The organism is Pseudomonas sp. AD21 (assembly GCF_002878485.1).
Taxonomy (GTDB): Bacteria; Pseudomonadota; Gammaproteobacteria; order Pseudomonadales; family Pseudomonadaceae; genus Aquipseudomonas.
In genome coordinates this window covers 53,501-71,149 of the sequence record NZ_NQYG01000011.1, presented here as the reverse complement: position 1 = coordinate 71,149, position 17,649 = coordinate 53,501, and the positions used below count along the sequence as shown (strand labels likewise).

General features: G+C 60.7%; 16 protein-coding genes. 5 read left to right on the top strand and 11 right to left on the bottom strand.

The window, feature by feature from the left end; genetic code table 11:
* Positions 1 to 182: 182 nt before the first annotated feature.
* The 3 genes from PseAD21_RS09620 to PseAD21_RS09610 all read right to left on the bottom strand — a co-directional run bounded on the left by PseAD21_RS09620 (position 183) and on the right by PseAD21_RS09610 (position 1,171).
* Positions 183 to 647, bottom strand: coding sequence for an inhibitor of vertebrate lysozyme family protein (locus PseAD21_RS09620; RefSeq protein WP_102355474.1), 465 nt, complete (start codon positions 645 to 647; stop codon positions 183 to 185).
* A 2-nt stretch (positions 648 to 649) separates the two neighbouring features.
* On the bottom strand, positions 650 to 814 hold the full coding sequence (locus PseAD21_RS09615) for a DUF1328 domain-containing protein (RefSeq protein WP_003177151.1): 165 nt from the start codon (positions 812 to 814) through the stop codon (positions 650 to 652).
* Positions 815 to 886: 72 nt separating this feature from the next.
* On the bottom strand, positions 887 to 1,171 hold the full coding sequence (locus PseAD21_RS09610) for a hypothetical protein (protein WP_102355473.1): 285 nt from the start codon (positions 1,169 to 1,171) through the stop codon (positions 887 to 889).
* A 426-nt stretch (positions 1,172 to 1,597) separates the two neighbouring features.
* Here PseAD21_RS09610 and algB point away from each other — a divergent pair, with 426 nt between their 5' ends.
* Both algB and PseAD21_RS09600 read left to right on the top strand, forming a co-directional pair.
* Positions 1,598 to 2,944, top strand: a complete 1,347-nt coding sequence (gene algB, locus PseAD21_RS09605) for a sigma-54-dependent response regulator transcription factor AlgB (protein WP_025112294.1) — start codon at positions 1,598 to 1,600, stop codon at positions 2,942 to 2,944.
* 10 nt (positions 2,945 to 2,954) lie between these two features.
* A complete protein-coding gene (locus PseAD21_RS09600) occupies positions 2,955 to 4,745 on the top strand; it encodes a KinB sensor domain-containing domain (protein ID WP_102355472.1) in 1,791 nt (596 codons plus the stop codon).
* On the opposite strand, the gene PseAD21_RS09595 is transcribed toward PseAD21_RS09600, so the two are convergent.
* The 7 genes from PseAD21_RS09595 to PseAD21_RS09565 form a co-directional block, all read right to left on the bottom strand.
* Positions 4,742 to 6,355, bottom strand: coding sequence for an EAL domain-containing protein (locus tag PseAD21_RS09595; RefSeq protein ID WP_178082115.1), 1,614 nt, complete (start codon positions 6,353 to 6,355; stop codon positions 4,742 to 4,744). The two genes, PseAD21_RS09600 and PseAD21_RS09595, sit on opposite strands and share 4 nt — an antisense overlap.
* Before the next feature lie 76 nt (positions 6,356 to 6,431).
* Positions 6,432 to 7,211: an N-acetylmuramoyl-L-alanine amidase gene (locus PseAD21_RS09590; protein WP_102355470.1), complete on the bottom strand. Its 780-nt coding sequence runs from the start codon at positions 7,209 to 7,211 to the stop codon at positions 6,432 to 6,434.
* A 100-nt stretch (positions 7,212 to 7,311) separates the two neighbouring features.
* Positions 7,312 to 9,420 (bottom strand): GGDEF domain-containing protein, encoded by a 2,109-nt coding sequence (locus PseAD21_RS09585; RefSeq protein WP_102355469.1) that lies wholly within the window; start codon positions 9,418 to 9,420, stop codon positions 7,312 to 7,314.
* Positions 9,417 to 10,295, bottom strand: a complete 879-nt coding sequence (locus tag PseAD21_RS09580; RefSeq protein ID WP_025112299.1) for an endonuclease/exonuclease/phosphatase family protein — start codon at positions 10,293 to 10,295, stop codon at positions 9,417 to 9,419. Before PseAD21_RS09580 ends, PseAD21_RS09585 begins: the two co-directional genes overlap by 4 nt.
* A 14-nt stretch (positions 10,296 to 10,309) precedes the next feature.
* The gene (locus tag PseAD21_RS09575) at positions 10,310 to 10,951 is read right to left on the bottom strand and encodes a thiol:disulfide interchange protein DsbA/DsbL (RefSeq protein ID WP_102355468.1); all 642 of its coding nucleotides are present in this window, start codon (positions 10,949 to 10,951) and stop codon (positions 10,310 to 10,312) included.
* 187 nt (positions 10,952 to 11,138) lie between these two features.
* The gene (locus tag PseAD21_RS09570) at positions 11,139 to 11,750 is read right to left on the bottom strand and encodes a cytochrome c (RefSeq protein ID WP_102355467.1); all 612 of its coding nucleotides are present in this window, start codon (positions 11,748 to 11,750) and stop codon (positions 11,139 to 11,141) included.
* A 32-nt stretch (positions 11,751 to 11,782) separates the two neighbouring features.
* Positions 11,783 to 12,088, bottom strand: a complete 306-nt coding sequence (locus PseAD21_RS09565; RefSeq protein WP_025112302.1) for a cytochrome c5 family protein — start codon at positions 12,086 to 12,088, stop codon at positions 11,783 to 11,785.
* A 191-nt stretch (positions 12,089 to 12,279) separates the two neighbouring features.
* Here PseAD21_RS09565 and yihA point away from each other — a divergent pair, with 191 nt between their 5' ends.
* Positions 12,280 to 12,930, top strand: a complete 651-nt coding sequence (gene yihA, locus PseAD21_RS09560) for a ribosome biogenesis GTP-binding protein YihA/YsxC (protein WP_102355466.1) — start codon at positions 12,280 to 12,282, stop codon at positions 12,928 to 12,930.
* Between the two features lie 426 nt (positions 12,931 to 13,356).
* On the opposite strand, the gene polA is transcribed toward yihA, so the two are convergent.
* Positions 13,357 to 16,161, bottom strand: a complete 2,805-nt coding sequence (polA, locus tag PseAD21_RS09555) for a DNA polymerase I (protein ID WP_102355465.1) — start codon at positions 16,159 to 16,161, stop codon at positions 13,357 to 13,359.
* A 74-nt stretch (positions 16,162 to 16,235) separates the two neighbouring features.
* Here polA and PseAD21_RS09550 point away from each other — a divergent pair, with 74 nt between their 5' ends.
* Both PseAD21_RS09550 and PseAD21_RS09545 read left to right on the top strand, forming a co-directional pair.
* Positions 16,236 to 16,532 carry a DUF2782 domain-containing protein gene (locus tag PseAD21_RS09550; RefSeq protein WP_102355464.1) on the top strand — a complete coding sequence of 99 codons (297 nt, stop codon included), beginning with the start codon at positions 16,236 to 16,238 and terminating at the stop codon, positions 16,530 to 16,532.
* A 61-nt stretch (positions 16,533 to 16,593) separates the two neighbouring features.
* Positions 16,594 to 17,547 carry a homoserine kinase gene (locus tag PseAD21_RS09545; protein ID WP_102355463.1) on the top strand — a complete coding sequence of 318 codons (954 nt, stop codon included), beginning with the start codon at positions 16,594 to 16,596 and terminating at the stop codon, positions 17,545 to 17,547.
* Positions 17,548 to 17,649: the final 102 nt, after the last annotated feature.

The following is a 17,649-nucleotide window of genomic DNA, read 5'->3' as shown; positions in this document are numbered from 1 at the left end:
CTGAGGGCCGGCGAACCTGCGTCGCAGCTTTTGCCCTGACCCGGCCCTTGCGCAGGCACTCCCTGTACCCGTAGGTCACTCCGACCCTGTAACAGTCAGAACGTCCCGGCCCCCTGGTCATGCGCCGACCTTCCTCGGGCGGGCGCAATAAAGGGCAGCGCGGCGCCACCCTCATGTTCGAATCAGTACCAGTTCGGATCTTTCTTCAGCGTTTCCATCAACAGGTTCTGCATGCCCTGATCCGGTTTGCCGAGGAAGCGGTAGGTGGCATGTCGCGTGGGCGACTTGTCGGCCGGCAGTCCTTCGGGCACATCGACGAGCATCGCGTAGGCATCTTTCTTGTCGAAGCTGAACGCGACGATCAAGCGGTGGTTAAGGCACTTGTCCGCGGATTCGCAGAGCGGCCCCACCAGATACTGATTGCCGTCTTCAGTCACGGCATTCATCTGCTGATCTGGCGTACCGGACAGGTTCATCACCCATTCCGGCAGGCGCTCTTCATGCTTCACCACGCCTTGCCAGGTTTCCCGGTATTGCGGGTCGGAGCTGAGCAGCTCGTTGACCCGCGCCTGGCCGTCATTGGCCGCCATCGCCATGGCACTACCGCCCAGAAGCAGGGCGGCTGCCAGTGTCTTTAAACCAATCATCGTTAACCTCGGCCGCGACGGCCAAAGAAGAAGGAAGCGATGAACATCACCAGGAACACGACAAAGAGAATCTTGGCGATACCCGTGGCGGTGCCCGCGATACCACCGAAGCCCAGTACGGCGGCGATGATGGCAATGATCAAGAATGTAATTGCCCAGCTCAACATGGTGATTCTCCTTACTTCTCTATTTAGGGATGTTGCGTGTCCCGGCGCGACGCGCCCGAATTCACTGGTTCGTCAGAAAACCCAGCGCTCTTCACGTGGCAGTTGATCCAGCGGCTGCGCCTGATCGACATCCATCATGCGCATCGAGGCGCTCTCGGCCTGGCTGCTGCTGACGGCGCTGAAGTGCGTCTGCGTGCTGTGTTGAATCGAGATCAGCGGCTCAGGCTTCTGGCTGTTCTCCCAGCTCAGGTATTGCTGGCAGGCGATCAGGGTGATCAACAGGGCAAGTACGCCAAACAGACCTTGCTGGATATGCAGTGGCGAGATACGCACTTGGGCGGCACGTTGGCGAGTCATCCTGGGTTCCTCACTCTTATTCGGTTGGGGCAGTCGGATCTGCCCGGGCTGAATGAGTTATTGCAGCCTGCATGCCAATTTTTTATTTGAAAAAATTCCAATTAAATCAATAAGTTATAGATGTATTAAAAATCGTCTTGGACGCATCCTGCACGATGGGTCATCTACGGTCGTGCGTAATGCACGATTATTTCGTAGGAGATTTCATTCTTATTGAATTGAGAGCAGGTCTCGGATGTCAGAAAAGTACGCAGGCAAACATCGGCAACCCGGCGATTGTTTAGAAGGTCAACAAAATCAATGGATTGGCTGTCATGGCAGGAGAGAGCTACCCTGCTATGGCCGGCATCGTTCAGAATCGACCATGCAACTTGCCCGATTTTTCCGGGACTAACCAAGACCAATCACATAAGGAGCGTAGGAAAAATGGAATCCGCCACTGAGCATCAAGGCCGCATTCTGCTGGTGGACGACGAGTCCGCCATCCTGCGTACCTTCCGTTACTGCCTCGAAGACGAAGGCTACACGGTGGCCACTGCCAACAGCGCGGCTCAGGCCGACGCTTTGCTGCAACGCCAGGTCTTCGACCTGTGCTTCCTCGATTTGCGGCTGGGCGAAGACAATGGTCTTGATGTGCTGGCGCAGATGCGTATCCAGGCACCGTGGATGCGCGTGGTGATCGTCACCGCGCACTCCGCCGTCGACACCGCTGTTGACGCGATCCAGGCCGGCGCGGCCGACTATCTGGTCAAGCCGTGCAGCCCCGATCAGTTGCGTCTGGCCACCGCCAAGCAACTGGAAGTGCGCCAGCTCTCGGCGCGTCTCGAAGCCCTTGAAGGCGAAATCCGCAAACCCAAGGACGGTCTCGATTCGCACAGCCCCGCGATGAAAGTCGTGCTGGAAACCGCGCGCCAGGTCGCGAGCACCGACGCCAACATTCTTATTCTGGGCGAGTCCGGTACCGGTAAAGGCGAGCTGGCACGGGCCATTCACGGCTGGAGCAAGCGCGAGAAGAAATCCTGCGTGACCATCAACTGCCCGTCGTTGACCGCCGAACTGATGGAAAGCGAGCTGTTCGGCCACAGTCGCGGCGCATTTACCGGGGCCAGCGAAAGCACCTTGGGTCGAGTCAATCAGGCGGACGGCGGTACGCTCTTTCTCGATGAGATCGGCGATTTTCCCCTGACGTTGCAGCCAAAGTTGCTGCGCTTCATTCAAGACAAGGAATACGAGCGGGTAGGGGATCCAGTGACCCGCCGCGCCGACGTGCGCATTCTCGCCGCGACCAACCTCAATCTTGAAGACATGGTGCGCGACGGTCGCTTTCGCGAAGACCTGCTGTATCGCCTGAACGTGATCACCCTGCATCTGCCGCCGCTGCGCGAGCGCGCCGAAGACATTCTGACCCTGGCCGACCGCTTCCTCGCCCGTTTCGTCAAAGAGTACGCACGTCCGGCCCGCGGCTTCAGTGATGAGGCACGGGAAGCACTGCTCGGCTATCGCTGGCCGGGCAACATCCGTGAGCTGCGCAACGTGGTGGAGCGGGCGAGCATCATCTGCCCGCAGGAACGCGTGGAAATCAGCCACCTGGGCATGGCCGAACAACCGGCAAACAACGCACCACGGGTCGGCGCGGCGCTGAGCCTCGATGAACTGGAGAAAGCTCATATCGGCGCGGTGCTGGCGACGGCTGGCACCCTCGATCAAGCAGCCAAGACCCTGGGCATCGATGCCTCTACCCTGTATCGCAAGCGTAAGCAGTACAACCTGTGAGCGCGCGGCGATGAAACTGGCGATGAAGTTGCGCACCCGCTTGTTCCTGAGCATCTCCGCGCTGATCACGGTGGCTTTGCTCGGGCTGTTGCTCGGGCTGGTCAGCGTGATGCAGATGGCCGGGACTCAGGAAGCGCTGATCCGCAATAACTTCGTCACCCTTGATCTGGGCCTCAAACTGCGCCAGACCCTCGGCGATCAACTGATCATGATGCTCGCCGAAAAGCCCGATACCGCTGCGTTCGAGGCCTCGAAGCAGCAGTATTTACAGCTGCTCGATCAAGGCATAGCCCAGGAGGAGGTCGGTGATGGTCGTCAATACAGCTTCAGTCAGGCCAAGGCCGATTACCAAAGTTTCCTTCAGGCGTTCGATCAGGTACGTGACCCGGCCAATGCCTTGAGTGGTACCGGCGATTTGCGTGAGCGCTTCAATACGCTGCGCAACGGCCTGATTGCCGAACACAAGCATGCGCTCGACAACATCAACTCGGTGCAGCACGCTGCTCGCGACCGTGCGTTGTTGATTGCCGGGCTGCTCGGGCTGGTGGGGCTGGCCGTGTTGATCATCGGCTTCGTCACGGCCCATGCGATTGCCCGACGCTTCGGTGCACCGATCGAGGCGCTGGCGCAAGCGGCGGACAACATCGGCCAAGGCAATTTCGAAGTGACCCTGCCGATTTCGTCGGCGATGGAAATGAACCAGCTGACCAAGCGCTTCGGGCTGATGGCCGAAGCGCTGCGTGAGCATCAGGCGACCAACGTCGACGAACTGCTGGCCGGTCAGCAGCGTTTGCAGGCGGTGCTCGACAGCATCGACGATGGCTTGCTGATGATCGACCGTGAAGGGCATCTGGAGCACCTCAATCCGGTCGCCCAGCGGCAACTGGGCTGGGACAGTGATCGCCTCGGCCAAGGCCTGGGGACGGCGCTTGGGCGCCCGGAACTCGACGCTCAGCTGCAACTGGTGTTGCGCGGCGGCACGCTGGAGCGTGCTCCGGAAGATTTGAGTATCGAAGTCGATGGCGAATCGCGCCTGCTGACTTACAGCCTGACCCCGGTCAGCCACACCCAGGGGCATATCCTCGGCGCGGTGATGGTGCTGCACGACGTTACCGAACAGCGCGCTTTCGAGCGAGTGCGCAGCGAGTTCGTGTTGCGGGCCTCCCATGAGCTGCGCACGCCGGTCACCGGCATGCACATGGCCTTCGGCCTGTTTCGCGAGCGCGCGAAGTTTCCCGCGGACTCACGCGAGGCCGACCTGCTCGACACGGTCAACGAAGAAATGCAGCGCTTGATGCAGTTGATCAACGACCTGCTCAACTTTTCGCGCTACCAGAATGGTCTGCAGAAACTCTCGCTGGCGCCCTGTTCCATCGAAGACTTGCTGGAGCAGGCGCAATTGCGTTTCGCCGATTCGGCAGCGGGCAAAGGCATTGCCCTGAACGTCGAAGTGCAGGGGCCGTTGCCGCGCCTGCAGGCCGATCAGACGCAACTCGACCGGGTGCTCGACAACCTGATCGACAACGCCCTGCGCCATACCGCCCGCGACGGGCAGATTCGCCTGCAGGCGCGCCGGCATGGCGAGCGGGTGATCATCAGTGTCGAAGACAATGGCGAAGGCATTGCCTACGGTCAGCAAGGACGAATCTTCGAGCCGTTCGTGCAGGTCGGGCGCAAGAAGGGCGGCGCCGGGCTCGGGTTGGCGCTATGCAAGGAAATCGTCCAGTTGCACGGCGGGCGGATGGGCGTCTATTCGCGGCCGGGGCAGGGCACGCAGTTCTACATGGCGTTGGCGGTCTAGGCTTCGTCGTCCAGTCGACGGCCGGCAAGGCGCCGTCCACGGGTGATCAGTTCGATGAACTGCACCGCACTCAGGGCCTGGGCGAACAGCCAGCCCTGACCGAATTTCACGCCTTCACTGCTGAGAAACACGGCTTGCGCTTCGTGCTCGATACCTTCGGCAATCACCTTCAGCTCCAGTGCCTGCGCCATGTGAATGATGTGCGGTGCCACGCCGCTGCTGGCCGCGTCATGGCCGAGCGCGTCGATAAAGGCCTTGTCGATCTTCAGGCAATCCACCGGTAGCGTCTGCAGGTAGGCGAGGCTGCAATAGCCGGTGCCGAAGTCATCGATCAGCACCTGATGGCCGACATCGCGCAAGGCTTGCAGGTTCTCCCGCGCCACCACCACGTCGATCAACCCGCGTTCGGTGACTTCGAAGGCAATCTGCCGTGCCGCGACCCGGTGCAGCGTCAGCAGTTTGGCCATGACCTGGCCGATGCGCGGCACCATCACATCGCAAGCGGCGAGGTTGACCGAGATGTACAACTGCGGGTTGGCGCGTAGCACCGGCCCCAGTTGTTCCAGCAACCGTTGCAGGACGAAATCGGTCATCTGGCGGATCTGTCCGGTGTTTTCCGCCATCGGAATGAACAGATCGGGACTGGTCAACGTGCCGTCCGGGCGGCGCCAGCGCAGCAGAGCTTCGGCGCCCACGCAGTTGCGGGTGTCGAGGTCGAAGATCGGCTGATACAGCACCTGCAGCTCGCCGCGACGGATTGCGCCCTGAAGTTCGGCGTCCAGCGACTGGCGCTGGCGCACCAGTAAAAACACGCAGAACCCGCAAAATGCTCCCAGCAGCAGGCAGACCGGCACCATCCACCACCAGACCGTCGAAATGTGCATGCCGCTGCGCGGGGTGATCAGCACCAACTGGTATTCCGGGTTGTTGGTTGGCATGCGGTAGATCAGCCGTGACTGCGTGACTTGCAAGGCTTCACGACTCTTCGGCGGCCAGACTTCGGAGGGTGGCCATGCCTGAGCGATTCCGAGCACCGGAATCGCCCGCTTGCCATGATCCAGCACGACCAGCAGGCTGCTGTCCGGTGGCAGGTCGACCATGTCAGTCAAATGCCCGCGGGAGGTCGCTACGCGGAAATTGCCGCGCCCGAGCATCAGCGCGGCGCGATTCTCATCGGGTTCGGTGGTGGTGTTGAGCCAGTAGCTGTAGGTCGGACCTTTGATGTCCGGTGCGCGGACGACCGACAGCCCCTCCTGCCGGGGGCGGTTGGAGCAGATTCGTGTGCCGTCCATGTAGGCCGCCTCATAGACGAAGCGATAGTTGAAGGTGACCTGTTGCAGGGTGGCGATCATTTCATCATCGCAACTGCGCAACGGCTGCGCTTCAAGGTCATCGAGACTTTCGCGCAATTGCCCGAACAATTGTTCGAGGCGGGCCAGAAAACGCTCGCCCTGAGCGTTCATCTCCTGGCTTTCATTTTGTTCGATCTGGCGCATGGCGAAGAACATTCCGCCGGCGATCAACAGCGCAGCACTGAGGACAGCCGCGATCATCGCCAAAAACCAGGGGCGATAAAACCAGCTACGCAGCGTCTCTCGGGTAGCAACCATCATGGAATATCCGAAGAATTACCAATGAGTTATAGCTGCTGATTGCGATTTCGCCCTGACCGTCGGGCGGGCGTCATTATTTTGTCTGGTTGAGTACCAGCAACAACGCCGCTGTTTGCGCATCCGGCGTGCCGTCGAAGCGCGAAGGGCGGAAGTGCATCTGGAAGGCCGCCAGTACGTGGCGGGTTGCGACGTCCAGTTCGCCGGTTTGCGGGGTGTCGTAACCGACGCGCGCCAGTTGCGCCTGGAACCAACTGATGCTCGGCAGCTCGGCGTCGAACTGCGCTTGCTGACGCGCCGCCGCTTGTTCATTGGGCCATACGCCCAGGCCTTCGGCGGCCAGGCGCTTCCACGGGAACAATGGGCCTGGGTCGAGTTTGCGCAGCGGCGCGATGTCGCTGTGGCCGATGATATGGCGCGGGCTGATGCCCTGGCGTTTGCTGATGTCCTTGAGCAGCACGATCAGCGATTGAATCTGCGCTTCGCTGTACGGGTACCACAAGCGGCCGGTCGGCGTGTCCTTGAAGCCCGGGTTGACGATTTCGATGCCGATCGAGCTGGAGTTGAGCCAGGTCCGGCCCTGCCATTGGCTTTCTCCGGCGTGCCAGGCGCGCTGGTTTTCCTCCATCAGTTTGTAGATGGTGCCGCTCTTGTCGTCGCCGATCAGGTAATGGCTGCTGACTTCGCCGTGAGTCAGCAATTGCAGCGAACGTGCGAGCGACGCCGAGGTGTAGTGCACGATCACGAACTGGACGCGGCTGTCGTGATTGGCCGAAGGATGGCTGGTGTCGTAACGCGGGCCGCTGGCACAACCGGCCAGGACGAGCAGCGACGCGAGGAGGGCAAAAAATTTCATGGCAGAAGGCAGTACACGCAAGACAATAATGCAACAGTGTAACGTACTGCCTTGCGTATCGACGGCCAACGGGCTGATTTAAACAAAATGGAACAATTGCTCAGCCCAGCTCGATTCGGTTGCGTCCGGCATTTTTCGCCCGGTACAGCGCCTGATCGGCTCTTTTGAGCACCAGATCACTGTGTTCTCCCGCACGGAATGACGCCAGGCCCATGGAAATGGTGATCGTCACCCGTTCACCCTTGAAGTGAAATGGGCAGGCTTCGATTGCTGCGCGCAGGGTCTCCAGCAGTTTGGCGCCTACGGCAGGGGGGGTGGCCGGCAGCAGCAAGACGAATTCCTCACCGCCAAAGCGGGCAATGAAATCCGCGCCGCGCAGGCGTTTGCGCAACACCGTGGCGATGATCTTCAACACCTTGTCGCCGGCCAGATGGCCGTAGTTGTCGTTGATCCGCTTGAAGTGATCGAGGTCGAGCATCGCCAGGCTCAAGGTGTTGCCATGCTGCTGCCACTGCTTGATCTCGTGTTCGAGCCGTTCGCTCCACGCGGCGCGGTTGGGCAAACCGGTGAGCGGGTCGATCAAGGCTTTCTGGCGTTGTTCTTCCAGATGTTCCCGAAAGCCCAGGGCTTCCTGCTCCATGTGCGCCACACGCTCGGCCAGTCCCTTGAGGCGCGCCGCCACTTCCTGCTCGCGGGCGTCGCGTTGCTTCTGGTGCTGGTCCATGGTGCCGAGCAGGCCTTCGAGGTGGTTCTCCAGCACTTGCTTGAGGTCATCCAGATCAGCCGCTTCCTGCACGCTGGTCTGCAAGCCGTCGACCTGCTCGCGGATCTGCGTGTCCATCGCCCGGGCCGCCGAGCTGTTGTCGGCGTGGCCCTCGCTGGCGGCCTGCAGATTGCTCTGGAACGCTTCTAGGCGCTCGTTGAGCTGTTGCAGATAGGCTTCGAATTCGTGCTGGCCGCTGTCGGTGATTGCCAGCATCAACGTCGCAAGATCGTCGAGAATCGGCAGCAGTTCGTACCAGTTCAGGCCATTTTTCAACCGATCGCGCATTGCCTCGGCCTGCGGGCGATGGCGCTCGGGTAAGGTCAGATCGTCGAGCAACCCGATCAGCGTGTCTTCGATATGTTTGGCCACCGAGCTGTAAGACGGCTCCGGCGAGTCAGGCAGGGCGTAGAGGATATCCTGCTCGGATTGCTCCGGATCAATGGCGGCCAGTGCCTGGGCGATGGGCTCGGGCAGGGGCAGACTGTCGAGGAGCAGAGGTGTGGGGACCGGGTTATCTCCGGGGTGGATCAACTCGTCAGGATTGATCGCAGTCGCAGTGACTGGCGGTGCGATCGGGGCGGCTGGTGCTTCGGGTTCGGCTTCCGGCTCGGGTCCCGAAAGTGTGGGGGCGGCCACAGGTTGGGTGACCGTCTCGAGCGCAATGACCGGCGGTATGAAAGAAACCACGGGCGGTTCCGCCTGAGCGGGTACGGCTGGGGCGGCTGGCACTTGGTGAGGCGTAGCTTCAGGTATTTGTGCGACGGGGGCTGGCTGTTTCGGTACGGGCGGAGTCGGCTCGACGAGTGCTGCCTGCACAGGTTCGGGCGCCGGATGTTCAGCGCCGGGTGGCGTTGGCACAGGTGCTTGAGGCTGATCCGCTACCGGCGGCGGTTCTTGCGTTGCGGGAGTCTCTTCACTGTCGCGACTGCCGAACAAGCGCTGCAGAAAGCCTGGGCGATCTGGTTCTGCGGGCGTTTCCAGCTGGTTCAACGCCTTGCCCTGCAAACCACTGAGCTCGCTCAGCAGCAGCGGCATCTCCCGCGCCTGTCCGACCCGGCTGTCGAGCTGCTTGGCGAACTTCTTCAGCGGTTGCGCGACTTCCCGAGGTAGCGGCAGGGCTTGCAGTTGGCTAACCAGTGCGGTCAGTGCGGTGCTGACCTGATCGATTCGGGTTTCGCGGCGCTGCTCGGAGTCGAGCACGGCTTTTTCCAGGCGTGGCAGCAGGGCGGCGAGGCCGGCGTCCATATCGTCGGTGCGCACCACGTCGCGCATCTCTTTCATGCACTGGTCAACGACTTTGTCGGTGCCTTCGGCCGCCAGAGTGCTGCGCACCAGGCCGCGCCGCAGCAAGTCGAGCCTGGCGGCCCAGCGACGTTCGAGCTTGTCCTGTTGTTCGATGCTTTTGAGGTACTTTTCTTTCCAGCGCTGGGCTTCGTCGCTCATTCAGGGGTTCCGCGAGGGGCAGGACTCAACGCGGGCAATGCATCGGCCGTGAGCGAACCCGGCAGACGAATCTCTACCGCGACCGGCAGGTGATCGGAAATCGGTTGCGCCAGCACTTCGACCTTTTCCAGGGTCAGGGTCGGGCTGAGCAGAATATGATCAAGGCAACGCTGCGGGCGCCAGCTAGGGAAGGTCGCTTCCAGCTGCGGGGCCAGCAGGCCGAGATCGCGTAACGGTGACTGTTGTAGCAGATCGCTGGCATGGGTGTTCATGTCGCCCATCAATACCTGGTGCTTGTAGCCACTGATCAGGTCTCGAATGTAGGCCAGTTGCAGGCTGCGCACCCGGGCGCCGAGGGCCAGGTGCATCATCACCACCACCAGCGCTTCCGGGCCTTCGCCGAAGCGCAGAAGGATGGCGCCGCGACCTTTCGGGCCGGGCAGCGGATGGTCTTCGATCGCCCACGGCTTCAGGCGACTGAGCACGCCATTGCTGTGCTGGGCCAGTCGGCCGAGGTTGCGATTGAGTTGTTGATACCAGTAGGGGAAGGCGCCGAGGTGCGCCAGGTGTTCGACCTGATTGACGTAGCCCGAGCGCAGGCTGCCGCCATCGGCTTCCTGCAAGGCGACCAGATCGAAGTCGCCAAGCAGATCGCCGATCTTTTGCAGATTGCCTGAGCGCCCGGTGTGCGGCAGCAGGTGCTGCCAGCTGCGGGTCAGGTAATGTCGATAGCGCTCGGTGCTGATGCCGACCTGGATGTTGAAGCTGAGCAAGCGCAGACGATGGTCTGCGGGCAGGCCCGTGGACTCCAGGTGATGCTCGTTGACCTGCGGATCATGCAGGCCAACGATGCGTTCGGTTCCCCAGCGGCGCATGGCGATGACCGCGCTTAGTTGGCAGCTGCCTTGTTGGCCGCTCGCTCTTTGGCGACCAAGTCGTCAGCCAGTTTCAACGCTTGCTCGGCGCCACCGGCAGAGCCGATGTCGAAGCGGTACTTGCCGTTGACGATCATGGTTGGCACGCCAGTGATTTCATACTTCTTGGCCAGTTCGCGAGCTTTTACGATCTGGCCTTTGATGGCGAACGAGTCGAAGGTGGCGAGGAACTTGTCCTTGTCCACGCCTTGGGTGGCGAGGAAGTCAGCCATGTCGTTCTTGTCGGTCAGCTTCTTGTGTTCTTTCTGGATCGCGTTGAATACCGCCGCGTGAACCTTGTGCTCGACACCCATCGCTTCCAGAGTCAGGAACATCTGGCCGTGAGCGTCCCACGGGCCGCCAAACATGGCTGGAATGCGCACGAAGTTGACGTCGGACGGCAGTTTTTCAACCCAAGGGTTGATCACCGGTTCAAAGGCGAAGCAGTGCGGGCAGCCGTACCAGAACAACTCGACCACTTCGATCTTGCCAGGCTCTGCCACCGGCACCGGGTTGGCCAGCTCGACGTAAGGGGCGGCCGGTGCTTCGGCGGCCTGGGCGGTCACGCCGAACAGGCTGGCAGCGACGAGAGCGGCGCTGATGATCAGATTACGCATGCTTTACTCCTGGACAATTTGGGTCGCCTCGCGCGACCTGTTTTCAGACAGATCCTGGCGGGCATGAGTTCTGTAGTGTAACGGCAGCGGCCACAAAAAAGGGCGGCCAAAGCCACCCTTTTTATACTTGCTGCGACGGATTAATCGAGCGTTAACGTTGCGCGAGATCTATCGCTGCCAAATGCTCTTAGTGCAGACCTTGAATGTAGCTGGAGACGGCAGCGATGTCTTCGTCGCTCAGGCGTTTGGCGATGGTCTGCATGGTCATGGTGTCGCCGTCGTTGGTGCGGCCGCCTTCTTCCTTGCGGAAATCGGTCAACTGCTTGGTGATGTATTGAGCGTGCTGGCCACCCAGATGCGGGAAGCCGGCAGCGGCATTACCCGCGCCATTCGGCGAGTGGCAGCCGGTGCAGGCTGGAAGGCCCTTGGCCAGATTACCGCCGCGGAACAGGGCTTCACCGCGAGCGACGATCTTCGGATCAGCGGCGCCGACACTGCCTTTCTGGCTGGCAAAGTACGCCGCGATGTCGGAAAGATCCTGATCGCTCAGGTTGGTCAGCAGGCCCGTCATTTCCAGAACGGTGCGCTTGCCCGACTTGATGTCGTGCAGTTGCTTGGTCAGGTAGCGTTCACCCTGGCCGGCCAGTTTCGGAAAGTTTGGTGCCATGCTGTTCCCGTCCGGGCCATGGCAGGCTCCGCATACGGCAGCTTTTGCCTGGCCGGCGGTGGCATCACCGGCAGCATGGGCGAAGCCTGAGATTCCCACGGTCAACAGCAGACTCACGATCAATTTGTTCATCAGCTAATCCAACTACGGCTAAGGGTTAAGAGTTATGGACCGGGTTTACTCTCGCTCATCCAAAGGATGATGGCCTGGTAATCCTCGGCACTGCAGTCCATGCACAAACCACGCGGCGGCATCGCCTTGAAACCCTGGGTCACGTGTTGCACCAGCGTCTCCATACCTTTCGCCAACCTCGGCGTCCAAGCTTCCTGATCGCCTCTTTCGGGCGCCATGGGTAGTTGGCCGGAATGACAGGCACCACAAACACGGTTGTACACGGCTTCCGGTTCCTGTGTAGCCTGTGCGCTGTAAAGCGGTATCAGGACTCCGGCAGCCAGCAGCCATTTCGTCATAAAACGACCTTTTCAGGGTTGAGAGCGTTCTGCGTTCTGATGCGCAATCAAGGTCTTTGGCTCTCGTGAACTTCATCCTTCGCTGGGACAAAGCACACACAAAATCTGCGGCATTATATACTGGCGTCACTGAAACGGAAGCGACACCGCGTTCCGCGCCCAATCCCGGCGCCGCCCACATCGGAAATCCCATGCAACTCAAGAATCCCATCCTCGGCCTGTGCCAACAGTCCACGTTCATGCTCAGTGCCGCCAAAGTCGATCAATGCCCTGACGACGAAGGCTTCGAAGTGGCGTTCGCCGGTCGTTCCAACGCCGGTAAATCCAGCGCACTGAACACCCTGACTCACGCCAGCCTGGCGCGAACCTCGAAAACCCCGGGTCGCACACAGCTGTTGAACTTCTTCAAGCTAGACGAAGATCGTCGTCTGGTCGACCTGCCGGGCTACGGTTACGCAAAAGTACCGATCCCGCTGAAGATGCACTGGCAGCGTCACCTTGAGGCTTACCTTGGTGGCCGCGAGAGTTTGAAGGGTTTGATTCTGATGATGGACATCCGTCATCCAATGACCGACTTCGACCTGCTGATGCTCGACTGGGCCGTTGCCGCCGGCATGCCGATGCACATTCTGCTGACCAAGGCCGACAAGCTGACCTACGGCGCAGCCAAGAACACGCTGCTTAAGGTGCAGTCGGAAATTCGCAAGGGCTGGGGTGATCTGGTCACCATCCAACTGTTCTCGGCGCCAAAACGCCTGGGCCTGGAAGAGGCCTACACTGTGCTGGCAGGCTGGATGGAGCTGGCAGACAAAGGCACGGAAGTGCCGGCAGAGGCAGAGTAAGGGGATTTCAAAACTGTCTGTGGTGCTGTCAGGCAAGGCAAAAGTGCGGTTAAAAAAGGCCGGGGGTCGCGCTCGACTTTAGGGGCCCTAAATGAGCATTTTTAACTGCGCTTTTAACGCAGTCTGGCGGCACCACAGCCAGTTTTGAGGCAAAAAAAAGCCCCGGACTTCATATGGGGAGGGAGAAGTTCCGGGGTTTAAGTTCCGAACCGCTAGGGCGGGGTTCAGATATCTGCCAACACTTAACACAACATAGGAGCATCGAAGGGCTTCACCAGCCATTCAGTATCTCTGAGTAGTGAGCTGTCAGATTAGTTCAGATTTTTTTCAAAAAGCTTTGGAATAATTTCAAGCGCGTTTCGAAATAAGCACATTTCTGCTGTTTGCCGCGACCCCATGTCACGGCAAACGGCCGGGCCAGACGCCTTAGTGCGCCTCATCCCAGTTGTTGCCAACGCCGACTTCCACCAGCAACGGCACGTCCAGCTTCGCCGCTTCGCTCATGTGCAGGCGGATTTCCTGGCTCACCTGATCGACCAGATCCTCGCGAACCTCCAGCACCAGTTCGTCGTGCACCTGCAGGATGACTTTGGCGTCCAGCCCGGACGCTGCCAGCCAGTTATCCACCGCCACCATGGCTTTCTTGATGATGTCCGCAGCGGTGCCCTGCATCGGCGCGTTGATCGCCGTGCGTTCGGCGGCAGCGCGTTCCTGTGGCTTGTTCGAGTTGATTTCCGGTAGATACAGACGACGACCGAAGAACGTCTCGACATAACCCTGATCCGCTGCCTGCGCGCGGGTGCGATCCATGTACTCGCGAACGCCTGGATAACGGGCGAAGTAGGTGTCGATGTAAGCCTTGGCAGTCTTGGTGTCGACGCCGATGTCCTTGCCGAGCTTCTGCGCACCCATGCCGTAGATCAGGCCGAAGTTGATCGCCTTGGCGCCACGGCGCTGGTCGGAAGTCACTTCATTGAGTTCGACCTTGAACACTTCGGCAGCGGTCGCGGTGTGCACGTCGAGGTTGTTGCGGAAGGCGTTCATCAGGCCTTCGTCCCTGGACAGGTGGGCCATGATCCGCAGTTCGATCTGCGAGTAGTCCGCCGCCAGCAGTTTGTAGCCCTTTGGCGCCACGAACGCCTGACGAATGCGCCGGCCCTCAGCGGTACGCACCGGAATGTTCTGCAGGTTCGGATCGCTGGAGGACAAGCGCCCAGTCGATGCCACAGCCTGATGGTACGAGGTGTGGATGCGCCCGGTGCGCGGGTTGATCTGCTCCGGCAGACGATCGGTGTAAGTGCTTTTCAGCTTGCTCATGGAGCGGTGCTCCATCAGCACTTTCGGCAAGCGGTGATCGTCCTCGGCGAGTTTCGCCAGCACTTCTTCGGCGGTCGATGGCTGGCCCTTGGCGGTTTTCTTCAGTACCGGCAGGCCGAGCTTTTCGTAGAGAATCACGCCCAACTGTTTCGGCGAGCCGAGGTTGAATTCTTCGCCGGCGATCTCGAAGGCTTCGCGCTCCAGCGCAACCATCTTCTCGCCCAGTTCGATGCTCTGCACGCCCAGCAACGCGGCGTCGACAAATGCGCCCTGGCGCTCGATGCGCGCCAGGACCGGCACCAACGGAATCTCGATGTCGGTCAGCACGCTGGCCAGGCTAGGGATCGCGCTGAGTTTTTCGAACAGGGTCTGGTGCAGACGCAAGGTGATGTCGGCATCTTCGGCGGCGTACGGCCCGGCCTGTTCCAGAGCGATCTGGTCGAAGGTCAGTTGCTTGGCGCCTTTGCCGGCGATGTCCTGGAAGCTCACAGTGGTGTGGTCCAGGTACTTCTGCGCGAGGCTGTCCATGTCGTGGCGGGTGGCAGTGGAGTTGAGCACGTAGGACTCAAGCATCGTATCGAAGGCGATGCCGCGCACGCTGATGCCGTTGTTCTGATCGCCGCCGATGGCGCAGTTGGCCAGGATGTTCATGTCGAACTTGGCGTGCTGGCCGACTTTGAGCTTGTTCGGGTCTTCCAGAATCGGCTTCAGCGCGCGCAGTACGGTGTCGCGATCCAGTTGGTCGGGCACGCCGATGTACGAGTGGGTCAGCGGAATGTACGCCGCTTCGTTGGCCTGCACGGCGAACGACAGGCCGACCAGTTGTGCCTGCTGCGCGTCGATGCCGGTGGTTTCGGTGTCGAAGGCGAACAGTTTGGCGTTCTTCAGTTTTTCCAGCCAGACGTCGAAGCGCGCCTGATCGAGGATGGTTTCATACGCGGCTTCAGCAGGAGCGGCGGGCGCTTCTTCTGCTGGCGCGCTGAACAGATCGCCAGCCGGCGCTGGCTCGCTGGCAGCGCTCAGTTCCTGGCGCTTGGCGTCACGATCAAGGTCATTCAGCCAGCTCTTGAATTCCAGCAGGGTGTAGAGCTCGTAGAGCTTGGCGGGATCTTCCGCACCCATCTGCAAGTCGTCGAGTTCGACGTCCAGCGGCACGTCGACCTTGATGGTGGCCAGTTGATAGGAGAGGAACGCCATCTCCTTGTGTTCTTCGAGCTTGGCCGGCAGGGTCTTGGCCCCGCGAATCGGCAGGGTCGGCACGATGTCGAGCTGTGCGTAGAGTTCGGTCAGGCCGCCATTGACGCCCACCAGCAGGCCGGACGCGGTCTTCGGGCCGATGCCGGGAACGCCCGGAATGTTGTCGGAAGAATCGCCCATCAGTGCCAGATAATCGATGATCTGCTCTGGAGCGACGCCGAATTTCTCCTTCACGCCCTCCACGTCCATCGAGCTACCGGACATGGTATTGACCAAGGTAATGTGGCCGTCGACCAGTTGCGCCATGTCCTTGTCGCCGGTGGAGATGATCACCGGGCGATCTGCCGCCGCGCTGCTGCGCGCCAGGGTGCCGATCACGTCGTCAGCCTCCACGCCTTCCACGCACAGCAGCGGGAAACCGAGGGCGATCACGCTCTGGTGCAGCGGCTCGATCTGCACGCGCATGTCGTCGGGCATGCTTGGGCGGTTGGCCTTGTATTCGGCGTACATCTCATCGCGAAACGTCCCGCCCTTGGCGTCGAACACCACGGCGAACGGGCTGTCCGGGTACTGCTTGCGCAGACTCTTGAGCATGTTCAGCACACCTTTGACCGCACCGGTCGGCAGGCCTTTGGAGGTGGTCAGCGGTGGCAGTGCGTGGAAAGCGCGGTACAGGTAAGACGAACCGTCCACCAGGACGAGGGGGGCTTGGCTCATGAGCAGGATCAACCTTTTCGGCGGGTCCGGCGCTAGAATAGCGGGACCGTTGACGACAAAGGGACAAGGTTATCATGCGTACGTTAAATCGCTTGCTGCTGGTCGGTCTGATTGCTGCCTCACCGTTGGCCGCGATGGCGGCGGATGATGCGTCGTCAAAAGAGCCGGAAGTTACCATTAACACGCACACGGAAGGCGACAAGGTCATCCAGGAATACAGTCGCAGTGGCTTCGTCTATGCGATCAAGGTCACGCCGAAGAAGGGTAAGCCCTATTTCCTGGTGCGCGCCGATGGTACGGACGCGAACTACATCCGCTCCGATCAGCCGAATATGTTGATTCCCGCGTGGGAAATCTTTACCTGGAAGTAAGATTCCCGACTTTTAATCGGCGTCGCCTGACCGCGACGCCTGAACTGAGCAGTTTTTAACCATGTCTGTGTTCACTCCCCTGGCTCGGCCCGAGCTGGAAACCTTTCTCGCCCCTTACGGGCTTGGCCGTCTGCTTGATTTCCAGGGGATCGCCGCCGGCAGCGAAAACACCAATTTCTTTATCAGCCTGGAGCAGGGCGAGTTCGTCCTGACCCTGGTCGAACGCGGCCCGGTGCAGGAGATGCCGTTCTTCATCGAACTGCTCGACGTGCTGCACGAGGCCGATCTGCCGGTGCCTTACGCACTGCGCACCACCGACGGCGTGGCGCTGCGTGAGCTGAAGGGCAAACCGGCGCTGCTGCAACCACGCCTGTCCGGCAAACATATCAAGGTCGCCAATGCGCAGCATTGCGCGCAGGTCGGCGAGTTGCAGGCGCACCTGCACCTGGCGACCCAGGGCGAGCGCATGATCAAGCGCAAGACTGATCGTGGCCTGGACTGGATGCTGGAGGAGGGCACCGAGTTTCTCTCGCACCTGAGCGACGAGCCGCGTGCCCTGTTGCACAAGGCGCTGGAGGAAATCACTGCGCAGAAAGAGAGAATCCTCGCGCTGCCTCGGGCGAACATCCACGCCGACCTGTTCCGCGACAACGCGATGTTCGAAGGCACGCACCTGACCGGCCTGATCGACTTCTACAACGCTTGCTCGGGGCCGATGCTCTACGACGTGGCGATTGCCTTGAACGACTGGTGTTCGGACGAGGAAGGCCTGATCGATGGGCCACGTGCCCGTGCGTTCCTCGGTGCCTATGCGGGGCTGCGACCGTTTACGGCGGCGGAGGCCGAGTTGTGGCCGACCATGCTGCGCGTGGCGTGTGTGCGGTTCTGGCTTTCGCGACTGATCGCCGCCGAGCAGTTTGCCGGGCAGGACGTGCTGATTCACGATCCGCAGGAGTTCGAGCAGCGGTTGGCGCAGCGGCAGCAGGTCAATACACCGTTGCCGTTCGCCCTCTGAGTTAATTCTGGAAGCCACCACGAACCTGTGGGAGCGGGTTTGCTCGCGAATGGGGCGGCACATTCAGCATCTATGTTGACTGGCACACCGCTTTCGCGAGCA